Genomic DNA, 10583 nt, shown 5'->3' with positions numbered 1-10583 from the left:
TCCTAGAACTAGGAACCTTGTCGGGGGGTTCGGTTTGGGCAGGCGGTTGGGGCATAGGGGCGATCGGCTGTACGCTGTCTTATTTTTATTGTAATGTCACCGCCACAGTGATTTAACCTTTCTGGAGAATGACGATCCCAACTTGACAAAATCTTTAAAATTCATACCATAGGTTTGTTCGGAGCTTTAAATGGAGCTAAGCCTGGAGTAGCAATGGTTACAAAACCTTGACAAAAGCTCTGTTAACCTGGTAGCCATTAGTGATAAGGGAAGCTCGCCGCTGTGGGATCTGCAAGTATTTCAATTGTTGAAGGGAATCCGCACCTGCGATCGCTCTTGGGCTGGCATTTACAGCAAGTCGGTCACTGGGTGCACCAGTCAGCAGATATCAGTCACGCTAGGGAAATATTTTTTAGCCGTCAGCCAACCCTAGTCATTCTGGATGCCCAATTGCCGGATGGGGACGGTTTGGAATTTTGTCGCTGGCTCGGGCTGCAGCAGCAATCGCTGATTTTGATGCTGTCGGCGCGGAATTCGGAAGCGGATATTGTTGAAGGTTTGAAGTCAGGGGCAGACGATTACCTGACTAAACCTTTCGGGATGCAAGAGTTTATGGCGAGGGTGGAGGCTTTGATGCGCCGCAACCGCACGATGATACCGCCGGCGACGCTCGAGTGCGGGCTGCTGAAAATTGATTTGGTGCAGCGCCGAGTCAGGTTGTACGAGCAACACATCGAGCTGACTCCTCAAGAATTCAGCCTGCTGTACGTGCTGGCTCAAGCTGGAGGAGTGCCCCTGTCGCGCTCCGATTTGCTGCGTCGGGCCTGGCCTGATGCGATTGACAACCCCCGGACGATCGACACTCACGTACTCTCTTTGCGTAAAAAAATCGAAATCGACCCGCGTCAACCGAGCCTAATTCAAACTGTGCGGAATGTCGGCTATCGGCTAAATCTGGAGTTTTTGAATACAAATCAACTGCATTCACCAGAAGACAGAGGGGTAGAAACCAGGTTTGTCGAAACAAAACCGGCCTCGGCGGGTTGAAGAACCGACGGTTAAATTTACCCGCTCTGGTTGACACCGCAGGTGAGCGGACTACCCTTGGGGAAGGCTAACAGATTTTTGTAAACCTGGTTTCTACCGCTGTGCGATCGCGTTTTGGGCGATCGCATCTGTTTTTGCCGCCATAATAAAATCGTTGCGGTGCAGTCCAGAAATCGCGTGAGTCCACCACGTTACCGTAACTTTCCCCCACTCGGTTAACAGCGCCGGGTGATGTCCTTCAGTTTCTGCGACTTCGCCGACGCTGTTTGTAAAGGCGATCGCACTTTTGAAATCCGGGAATTTGTAAGTGCGTTCTAACTGAGGAATGCCATTTTTTTCAATCAAATTCCAGTCGGGAATTTGAGGCTTAAGTTGGACAATTTCGTAAGCTGTGACGCGGGGAGAGTTTGGGAGGCAGGCGGCACATTTTTCTTGCGGTAGGGTGGGCATAAATTGCTTTTTAGTTAGATGATAGTTTTCTGAGTATTCTATTAGGACTAAGGATCGTGAATTAAATAATTTACAGATAATTGTGGGATGGGATCTATAGCCCGTCCTTTCTGCACGGGCCAGATGCCCATCTCACAAGAACAATAAAAATGGTAAGTTATTAAATTTTCATTCCTAAGCTAAAGGTACATAACTAATGCGATCTAGATATTCATCATCATCAGCCGCCTCTGCAATTAATACTAAATCGGCAATCACTTGACCGACATCTGCTTGACGGCGAAGCACCAAAATTTCTGGTAAATGATGACCTGTGCTTAAATGACCTGCCAAGTGAAATGGCATTGAACGGCGGTTTTTAGTTATCAGTGAAAAACCATTTTCTTCACACCAAACTAGAATTTCTGGATCGAGTGTGCCTCTAGGTGGCACGCCTGAATCGCCAACCGTGCGGACAATTAAATTCGGTAGATAACGCAATAGCTGTTCGCGATATAATGGCGGCATATTTTCATCGATAAGGACTGAATTGCCATTTATTGTGCAGCCAGATTCGCTTCGCGTTCTGCTTTTAACTTCCGAAGCCGGAACACAACAGGGGGAGGATTTTCATCGTGTCCTGCCTGTGCTTTTAGAGTGTACTCCAACCAATCTTCTACATACTTTCCTACAATTTCGGGATTTTGTAGATAGTAAAAAATTGTAGCGTAAATCTGCTCTAAAGTTACTGTCGGAAACAGCTCTGCTATGACTTCTGGTGATTTCTTACCATAAATGTATTCATCAAGAATATCCTCGATCCCAATGCGCGTCTCTTTAATGCGAATATCATCATCCGCCCAAAAATCAAAATAGTCTTTTAATTGTTTTGGTTGGTTGAGTACACTTACTTTAACTGTTTTGGTCATTGTCTCTGGATAGCTATCGAACACTTAACCAATTTTAATTATAGCAGGAGCGCTGTGAGTCAGGCTGAGGTAAATAGAAGTTCGATCGCCCTTTTTGTCCAGACTGATGAAAAGAGCGATCGCGCTTTCTACAAAACCCGCCCAATTTAGGATTAACCGTTCAAGAGTCGATCGGGAACGATGCCGGATTCCCGCAGCCTTTGCACCAAAGACTCTAACCTAGCTTCGGCTTGTTCGGCGCGCTGTTGTTCTTGTTCGGTGCATCGACTTCATCATACAATCGGGAAACTCCCACAACTCCAAACCAATCCGGGCCCTTGTACCAAAGCGGATGACGCACGTCATAGTAAAGATTCATGTCGCTTCCGCTAAATATTTGGGAAGCTGAATAGGTGGAAGGGCCGAAGGTGTAGCTCAGCAACTGTGATTGCAAGCCGTGAAATTGATCAGGCTTCCCAGGTTCCTCCGCATTTTCGCTAGGTAGATCGTACATTGTCGGGAGTGTTTCTTTGGGCGATCGGGGCGGCTCTGTTTGAGGCACGGGATATTTAAAAGGAAGCATAAGCAGTGGCAATAATAATTGATATTATTTTAACTCAATCCAAGAGTAATAAGGGGAGGACAAAAGTATTTTCTATTAGTCTGCGGAGGCGGACTTTGTGTGTGTAGAGGCGGTTTCAACCGCCGATTCATCTACTCACCCTCTTCTTCAACTTTTTGTACATCAATCGCCCCTTCCCGAAACGGGCAACCCTTGCAAAAATGAAGCCTCGAAACTTCCTCGGTGTTTAAAACTTGTTCCAGAGGGCAGCGCAACTGTTCCTCTTCATTTTTGTCAAAACAGAGGTGGAAACCCACCAAACCAACAGTCAGCACTAGCCCCGCCGAAGAATTGAGAGCACCGACTACAGTACCCACAACCGCTTCTGCAATCATCCATCCATGCTGTTTCGACAATCCCATAAATCATTCCCAAACTCAACTAAATTGAGTATCAAATTTCGGGATACCCTAATGCCCAACAATGGCTGCAACTCTGCTATACTAGGAATTAGGGATATTCGGGACGGTCATTCGGTATCGGGAATCCCGAAACTTTTTTAGCAACTTATTTTGAAAATCTATGCCCAATCTGGGAGAAGGCGATAAGTCTTGGCAGCGAGTCAAGGATTTGGTGGAGGCGCTGCTAGATTATAAGTTAAATAATAGAAATGACATCACTCATCTGGTCGCCGAATGGGAAGATGAAACAACTACTAATTTGCACGTCACGGCGACGCTGGAATCCCTGCGCCACTTGCTGAAAGATAACAATGCCTTAAATGCCTTCAAACCAAATAAGACAACATCTGACAAGCAAGTTAGACTGTATATCGGTGAGGTACTGAATAATTATCTCGACAAAAATCTGAAAATTCTGAAGAATCACATCCCGGAGTCGGAAAGACGGGGCAATTCAAATAAGAATTTCACTCTGAAGCTGTGGAGTAAAAACCAAACAGAGAATTTGCAAAAGTTGGCAGAAGTGTGGGGCGGTGCACCAGGTATCAGTATTTCGATTAACAACAGGCAAAATACTGAGGAGAAAACCGAGAGTAATGCTACGACAGATTGCCCTCCCGATAAATCAATCCGGGTGGCTGTTTCTCAGATGCCCGAATCGGTGCCTGTGTGGAAAGGGCGCGATGAATTGGTGGCAAAATTAACTGCTAAATTAGTACCGATACTACCCGATGGAAGTTCGCCCCCGAAAGTATTGGTGATTGTCGGGCAAGGCGGTATGGGTAAAACGAGTTTGGCGATTAAACTTGTCGAAGGATTGGGGATGAATTGGCAGCATTCGGTTTCTCAAGCTGGGAAAAGTTTGCTGGCGGGCGGTTATGAGTGCGTGATGTATTTCAAGGTATATAAAGGAATTAGTTTTGATGAAGTGGCTGGATTTGTGTTAAGTGAAGGTTTGGGGATTCCGGGGGCGGCGGAGTTGAAAAAGCCTGAAGAAAAAATTGCAAAAATTATGATGGGTTTGCACCAAACTCGCTGTCTGTTGATACTCGACAACCTGGAACCTATTTTGCGTTCGGCGGTTGAGGGGGAAAATCCAGATGGTTTTGATTCGTCGCAAGTACATCGAACGATTTCACCGGATTGGGGTAAGTTGCTGAATGCTTTGGTTTATCAGCAGCACCAATCGCAAACAATTTTAACCAGCCGGGAAGTGCCTGGGGATTTGGCAGATACCCGCTATCCGGGGTTAGCGCCGGATGCGGAATTGGTGCATATTGAAGTGTTGCAAGGGGTGGATGAGAGGGCGAGTGTGGAGATTTTGCAGCGACAGTTGACTGATAAATTGGCTGATTTGCAGTGGATATCTCGGCGGGTTGAAGGTCATCTTTTTTTATTAACTCAATTGGTGGCTATCGGCAAGGGAAAACCGGGATCTTTGCGGAAGCATCCTGAATTGGTAACGAAGAAGGTGGAACCGATGTTGCGAGAACAATTGGCGAGGCAAAGTGCAGCGGCAAGAGATTTAGTCTCTCGGATGTGTGTGTTGCGAGTGCCTATAGATGTGAGGGGTTTAACTTTTTTGCGACTGTATACGGATGTTGAAAAAGATATCCGCTTTGAATTAGCAGCAATATCAGAAGAACCGGCGGAATTGACAGATGCAGAAATTAGCGAGACAGCAGCACTTTTAGAGCGATTAGTCGGTGCTAGTTTGGTGCAGAGTCGCTATGATGAGGATAAATGTGAGGATTTTTACGATTTGCACCGGGTGATCGAGGAGTTTTTGCAAGGGGAATATCGACAGGAATTGCCACAACTGCTGGAAAGTGTGTATAAGTTTTACTGCACTGGTAAAAATGTGGAAAATCCTCAAACTTTAGCAGATTTACAATCTGTTATGGAAGCTCAACATTTTGCCTTTAGGTTGGGCAATTATGGGGAAGCTTACTATTTAATCCCAAATGAATATTTAAGACTATGGGGATACTGGAATTTATCAAAAGAATTGCACGAGCAAATTTTACCTCATGTTGAAGGCGAGCGACGTTCCTATTGCTTGATAGAATTAGGTGCAATTCATCGGTATTTTGGGAATTGGGATTTAGCAGAAGAATATTTTAAAGATGCGTTGTCAATGGAAGAAGAAAATAGTAATCAGAGCGGGATTGCTACTTCGTTAGGGATGTTGGGAGATATTGAGCGAAATCGCGGCAATTGGGATGAAGCTGAGCGACTTTACCGGCAATCTTTGGCTTTGATGACAGAATTGGGCGATCGCGCGGGGATGGCAACTTGTTGGGGAGTGTTGGGAGATATTGAGCGAAATCGCGGCAATTGGGATGAAGCTGAGCGACTTTACCGGCAATCTTTGGCTTTGAGGACAGAATTGGGCGATCGCGCGGGGATGGCATCTTCTTGGGCATCGTTGGGAGATATTGAGCGAAATCGCGGCAATTGGGATGAAGCTGAGCGACTTTATCGGCAATGTTTGGCAATTGAAACAGAATTGGGCGATCGCGCGGGGATGGCAACTTCTTGGGGATTGTTGGGAGATATCGAGCGATTGCGTGGCAATTGGGATGAAGCAGAACAGTTAAAGCGACAGTCTTTTCAGTTGCGACAAGAATTAGGCGATCGCGCGGGGATGGCTTCTTCTTGGGGAGTGTTGGGAGATATTGAGCGAAATCGCGGCAATTGGGATGAAGCTGAGCGACTTTATCGGCAATGTTTGGCATTGATGACAGAATTGGGCGATCGCCAAGGGATAGCAACTTCGATCGGTTGTCTGGGAGAAAATGAACTCGGTAAAGGCAATCTAGATGCAGCAGAACAACTGTTAACAGAAGCTTTAGACAAAATGGAAAAACAGGGGATGACTTGGCATATTGCCGAAACTAACTACTGTTTCGCGCAACTTAATCGCAAGCGCGGCAACACAGAAATTGCTCAAAAACATTACGATACAGCACATCGAATTTTTCAACAATTGGGAGCGGCGAAGGATTTGGAAAGAATCGAGAAAGAATGGCATAAATCTGATTAGAAAAGGAGAAACCCGGTTTCTGAGTCTCGCGCCTAGTCCAAGAAACCGGGTTTCTGCGACAATTTACGCCTCCTGACGAGATTGTTTGAAGAAACCCGGTTTCTGAGTCTCGCGCGCTTAGTCCAAGAAACCGGGTTTCTGCGACAATTTACGCCTCCTGACGAGATTGTCTGAAGAAACCCGGTTTCTGAGTCTCACGCGCTTAGTCCAAGAAACCGGGTTTCTGCGACAATTTACGCCTCCTGACGAGATTGTCTGAAGAAACCCGGTTTCTGAGTCTCGCGCTTAGTCCAAGAACATTTAGAAAGAAAGGACTTTTCTTGTAGGGACAAAGGCCAAGCCGTCTCCTCCGTTTATATCATTTCAACCGATCGCCTTTTTGATCAAATCCAACTTCCCCTTATACGGAGCATACCGCCATTGCAACTCCAGCCAGAATGACTTTTGCAGCACACTTTTGTAATGTGAAAAAGTATCAAAACTGGCTTTCCCGTGATAGCTACCGATGCCACTTTCGCCAACTCCGCCAAAAGGTAAGGTTGTAACTCCGACTTGCATAACCGTGTCGTTGATGCAAACTCCCCCGGAAGAAGTTTCGCGCAAAACTCGTTCTTGTTTCTGCTTATCCTTCGAGAACAAATACAAAGCTAGCGGTTTGGGGCGGGCGTTGATTTGGGCGATCGCCTCTGAGAGTTCTTCATACTCCAAAACGGGCAAAATCGGGCCAAAAATCTCATCCTGCATCACCGGCGCATCCCAGGAAACCTTGTCAATTACCGTCGGCGCAATATATTTGTCTTCGACGTTAGTTTGGCCACCAACGACAATTTCACCATCTTTGATAAACTCTGCCAAACGTCCTAAATGATGCTGATTGATAATTCGGGAATAGTCGGGACTTTTCTGCGGAGCGTCGCCGTAAAACTCGTGAATTGACGCTTTTATTGCTTGCATCAAAGCGGGTTTAACTTTTTTGTCAACTAACAGGTAATCGGGAGCGATACAAGTTTGACCGGCATTGATAAATTTGCCCCACGCAATGCGTCTTGCAGTATATTCAACTTGAATGTCTGAGTCTACAATGCAAGGACTTTTGCCGCCCAATTCTAAGGTGACTGGTGTCAGGTGTTTGGCTGCGGCTTCCATAACTATTTTACCGATTTTTGTGCCTCCAGTAAAGAAAATGTGGTCGAATTTTTCGGCTAGCAATTGTTTGCTGATTTCCACGCCTCCCTCGACGGCTGCTACGTAGGCGGGATCGAAGGTTTTGGAAATCATGTCGGCGACAACTTCGGAAGTGTGCGAGGCGATTTCCGAAGGTTTGAGGATGGCGCAGTTGCCGGCGGCGATCGCCCCGACCAAAGGTGATATCATGAGCTGAAATGGGTAATTCCAAGGCCCGACGATCAAAACTACGCCTAAAGGTTCCGGGTAAATGCGGGCTGAGGCGGGGAATTGGTCGATCGAAGTTGACACTTTTTTCGGTTTTACCCAAGATTTCAGGTTTTTGATGGCATAATTAACTTCGGCGATAGATGCAATTTCAAAATAAGCCTCAAACTCCGGTCGATTCAAGTCAGCCTTGACAGCAGCGACTATTCGTGATTGATTGAGTTCGATCGCGCTTTTGAGTTTCTTCAGTTGTTCGATCCGAAAATCTACATCTTTCGTTTTCCCAGTCGCAAAAAATTGCCGCTGCTGCTGGATAATATCGCTGATGCCGATTACCATTTTTTGTCCTCCATGTCTATAAATAAATGTTACAACAGGACAAGGGAAATGGGGTAAAATTGAAATGTTGCACCATTCTTAAGAACGGGCAAGATGCCCGTTCCACCAAAATTCAAAGTTCTTGTGGAATGGGCATCTTGCCCGTTCCTAAAATAGTTTACTAAAATCGATTACCAATTACCAATTATACCGTTAACTCATGAAAATATCTAGAAACGATTTTTTTTTCTATTCCTGCTGGCTGCTTTGTTTGTTTGCAGTAGCAGGATGTACCTCTAATTCCCAAAAACAAGTTGTCATCTGCTCGAAAGACTTTACCGAACAACTGATTCTAGCAGAAATTTTAGCTATTCACATCGAAGCCAAAACCGACATCAAAGTAGAACGCGAACTCAACCTCGGAGGTGCGCTTTGCCATCAATCCCTAGCAACGGGTAAAATCGACTTGTACGTCGAATATACGGGCACAGGTTTTACCAACATTCTCAAACAAAAACCGATTTCCGATCCCAAAAAAGTCCTCGATTACCTCAAACAAGAATATCCCAAACAGTTTCAAGCAGAATGGACTGAACCGCTGGGATTTAATAACAGTTTTGCGATTATTATGCGCGGAGACGAGGCTAAAAAACTCAATTTACAAACTCTCTCGCAATTGGGAAAAGCTGCACCAAAACTGCGGGCTGGTTTTGGCCCGGAATTTAAAGACAGAGAAGATGGATTTCCTGGATTGGCTAAAACTTACGGGATTAAGTTTGCCGAAGAACCGAAGGAATTGCTGTTAGGACTGCTTTATCAAGCGCTGCAACAAAAAGAGGTTGATGTGATTGCTGGAAATACGACGGACGGTTTGATTCAAAGCTTGGGTTTGGTAGTGCTCAAAGATGATAAGAATTATTTCCCGCCCTACCAAGCTGTTCCGGTTGTGCGATCGCAAATTTTGGAGAAATACCCAGAATTGCGTCCAGTGCTCGCAGAATTGGGCGGCAAAATCTCCGAGGAAGATATGCGGAAACTCAACTATCAAGTTGATGGAAAACAGGAGGATGCCGCCCAAGTGGCGCGGCAGTTTTTGCAGCAAAAGTTGGGCGACTCAAAGCCTGCGACTCCGGCGAAATAAAGGCAGGAATTATGCAAAAAGTGGTTTGACACGCTACGTCTGGTAAGGTGTGCAGCGCACGCATACATATACTTCTAGCGGATGTCGGCGTTAGCTTAATTTGCCAAGCTGCAAAACTGGAGCTTTGATTGATTCAATCTGGGACTCGGCAACTTCAACTGTAATTGCTTCGACATTGAAACCCTCTAAGCTATAACCGTCTTCTTCTCCTTCCGGCATCTGGTAGTGTTCGACGATAGTTGCTGTAGCACCTTTTTTTAGATTGTATTTGGGGATGTCTTCGCGCAATGCTACCTGTGAAAAAATTTCAAATTTCATGGCGGATTACCTCTTGTCAATCAGGAACTAATGTAACAAATCTCGCTTCGGATGAAGTAACTATCCAAACGGTTTTAACTTGTAAAATCGTACCGTTTGGATTTGTTAAACTGCCTTTAATTATGTACTTTTGACCGTATCTGGTGTTTTCCATTTGCTCCGCTTCCAGGGGAAGTATCTGGCTTCTTAAATCTCGATCGAGTTGTTGCCAGTTTTCTAGACTGTAACCACCTCGATCGAGAAACTGAGATTTGTCGTCTTTAGGAAGCCGGATTAATAAATAGTTGGTCAGCTTTGCTGAAGGAATAACCGAGTTAAGGCTGAGTTTTGGCATAGGAAGACTTTCCTTTTAAGTTTCTTCACTCAGCTTCGCTCAGCCTCCGCAAATTCAAAATATCGCTCATCTTTTTAATTTGCATACAAGTGCGCTCGAATTGTTCCTTATCCTCGATATCCATGCACAAGTCAATTAATGCGGGCAATCCGGGATAGGTTTTGACTTGGGCGCTGCGGACGTTGACTTTGTTGTCCTTCAAATGCGACAATACATCGTTGAGGACTCCGACTCGATCGAGTGCCTCGATTTGAATGTTGACAGCATAAGTATTGGGGCGGCTAGCACTGCGATCGCTCGAATTCCAACTCACAGGAACTAACCGATCTCCAGGCACATTCTCAACATTTGAACACCCTTGGCGGTGAATCGAAATTCCGCGAGTGCGAGTCACAACTCCAATAATTGATTCCCCTGGAATCGGACAGCAACAGCCCGATAAATGGTAGAGCAATCCTTCTACACCTGCGATCGGCGATTTGCTCGGAGACGAACTCGGTGGAATTAAAAATTGGCAATTTGCCATTAAAACATTCTTCCATCCATCTATCCGTTACATCTGTTACATCCGTTGCATAACTTGCTTTGCGAAACGAACAATTGCCTAAATGTTCGATCGGTACAACC

General features: G+C 45.6%; 10 protein-coding genes and 2 pseudogenes. 3 read left to right on the top strand and 9 right to left on the bottom strand.

The features are described 5' to 3' along the window. Nucleotides 1-282 precede the first annotated feature (282 nt). Complete coding sequence (locus IQ270_RS24035) at nucleotides 283-1047, top strand: response regulator transcription factor (protein ID WP_193975701.1); 765 nt, start codon at nucleotides 283-285, stop codon at nucleotides 1045-1047. A gap of 93 nt (nucleotides 1048-1140) precedes the next feature. Here the strand turns inward: IQ270_RS24035 and IQ270_RS24030 are convergent, their stop codons facing one another. From IQ270_RS24030 to IQ270_RS24010, 5 genes and pseudogenes are all read right to left on the bottom strand, one after another. Then, nucleotides 1141-1497, bottom strand: coding sequence for a 4a-hydroxytetrahydrobiopterin dehydratase (locus IQ270_RS24030; protein WP_193975700.1), 357 nt, complete (start codon nucleotides 1495-1497; stop codon nucleotides 1141-1143). 174 nt (nucleotides 1498-1671) lie between these two features. Beyond that, entirely contained in the window at nucleotides 1672-2016 is a 345-nt protein-coding gene (locus IQ270_RS24025; protein WP_339384302.1) for a hypothetical protein, read from the bottom strand. Between the two features lie 17 nt (nucleotides 2017-2033). Then, nucleotides 2034-2405 carry a DUF433 domain-containing protein gene (locus tag IQ270_RS24020; RefSeq protein ID WP_193975699.1) on the bottom strand — a complete coding sequence of 124 codons (372 nt, stop codon included), beginning with the start codon at nucleotides 2403-2405 and terminating at the stop codon, nucleotides 2034-2036. A 271-nt stretch (nucleotides 2406-2676) separates the two neighbouring features. Next, nucleotides 2677-2967, bottom strand: a pseudogene (locus tag IQ270_RS24015) (Uma2 family endonuclease); the annotation flags it as partial. Nucleotides 2968-3098: 131 nt separating this feature from the next. Continuing rightward, nucleotides 3099-3368 carry a hypothetical protein gene (locus tag IQ270_RS24010; protein WP_193975697.1) on the bottom strand — a complete coding sequence of 90 codons (270 nt, stop codon included), beginning with the start codon at nucleotides 3366-3368 and terminating at the stop codon, nucleotides 3099-3101. Nucleotides 3369-3528: 160 nt separating this feature from the next. On the opposite strand from IQ270_RS24010, the gene IQ270_RS31410 reads away from it, so the two are divergent. Then, nucleotides 3529-6453: a tetratricopeptide repeat protein gene (locus IQ270_RS31410; protein ID WP_228056643.1), complete on the top strand. Its 2925-nt coding sequence runs from the start codon at nucleotides 3529-3531 to the stop codon at nucleotides 6451-6453. A 363-nt stretch (nucleotides 6454-6816) separates the two neighbouring features. Here the strand turns inward: IQ270_RS31410 and IQ270_RS24000 are convergent, their stop codons facing one another. Further along, nucleotides 6817-8184: an aldehyde dehydrogenase gene (locus IQ270_RS24000; RefSeq protein WP_193975696.1), complete on the bottom strand. Its 1368-nt coding sequence runs from the start codon at nucleotides 8182-8184 to the stop codon at nucleotides 6817-6819. 199 nt (nucleotides 8185-8383) lie between these two features. Here IQ270_RS24000 and IQ270_RS23995 point away from each other — a divergent pair, with 199 nt between their 5' ends. Continuing rightward, nucleotides 8384-9304 carry a glycine betaine ABC transporter substrate-binding protein gene (locus IQ270_RS23995; protein ID WP_193975695.1) on the top strand — a complete coding sequence of 307 codons (921 nt, stop codon included), beginning with the start codon at nucleotides 8384-8386 and terminating at the stop codon, nucleotides 9302-9304. A gap of 90 nt (nucleotides 9305-9394) precedes the next feature. Here the strand turns inward: IQ270_RS23995 and IQ270_RS23990 are convergent, their stop codons facing one another. The 3 genes and pseudogenes from IQ270_RS23990 to IQ270_RS23980 form a co-directional block, all read right to left on the bottom strand. Then, complete coding sequence (locus tag IQ270_RS23990) at nucleotides 9395-9622, bottom strand: DUF4926 domain-containing protein (RefSeq protein ID WP_193975694.1); 228 nt, start codon at nucleotides 9620-9622, stop codon at nucleotides 9395-9397. 16 nt (nucleotides 9623-9638) lie between these two features. Then, on the bottom strand, nucleotides 9639-9956 hold the full coding sequence (locus IQ270_RS23985; protein ID WP_193975693.1) for a DUF6883 domain-containing protein: 318 nt from the start codon (nucleotides 9954-9956) through the stop codon (nucleotides 9639-9641). A gap of 25 nt (nucleotides 9957-9981) precedes the next feature. Continuing rightward, nucleotides 9982-10455: pseudogene (locus tag IQ270_RS23980) on the bottom strand (ACT domain-containing protein); the annotation flags it as partial. Nucleotides 10456-10583 lie beyond the last annotated feature (128 nt).

This window comes from Microcoleus sp. LEGE 07076 (assembly GCF_015207455.1).
GTDB lineage: Bacteria > Cyanobacteriota > Cyanobacteriia > Cyanobacteriales > Microcoleaceae > Microcoleus.
This window is presented reverse-complemented; position numbering and strand designations above follow the sequence as displayed.

Bases quoted from the DNA above. Each gene is read 5' to 3' on its own strand.
- IQ270_RS24000 (WP_193975696.1), bottom strand. From the start codon at position 8,184: ATGGTAATCGGCATCAGCGATATTATCCAGCAGCAGCGGCAATTTTTT.
- IQ270_RS23990 (WP_193975694.1), bottom strand. From the start codon at position 9,622: ATGAAATTTGAAATTTTTTCACAGGTAGCATTGCGCGAAGACATCCCC.
- IQ270_RS24010 (WP_193975697.1), bottom strand. From the start codon at position 3,368: ATGGGATTGTCGAAACAGCATGGATGGATGATTGCAGAAGCGGTTGTG.
- IQ270_RS31410 (WP_228056643.1), top strand. From the start codon at position 3,529: ATGCCCAATCTGGGAGAAGGCGATAAGTCTTGGCAGCGAGTCAAGGAT.
- IQ270_RS23985 (WP_193975693.1), bottom strand. From the start codon at position 9,956: ATGCCAAAACTCAGCCTTAACTCGGTTATTCCTTCAGCAAAGCTGACC.
- IQ270_RS23995 (WP_193975695.1), top strand. From the start codon at position 8,384: ATGAAAATATCTAGAAACGATTTTTTTTTCTATTCCTGCTGGCTGCTT.
- IQ270_RS24030 (WP_193975700.1), bottom strand. From the start codon at position 1,497: ATGCCCACCCTACCGCAAGAAAAATGTGCCGCCTGCCTCCCAAACTCT.
- IQ270_RS24020 (WP_193975699.1), bottom strand. From the start codon at position 2,405: ATGACCAAAACAGTTAAAGTAAGTGTACTCAACCAACCAAAACAATTA.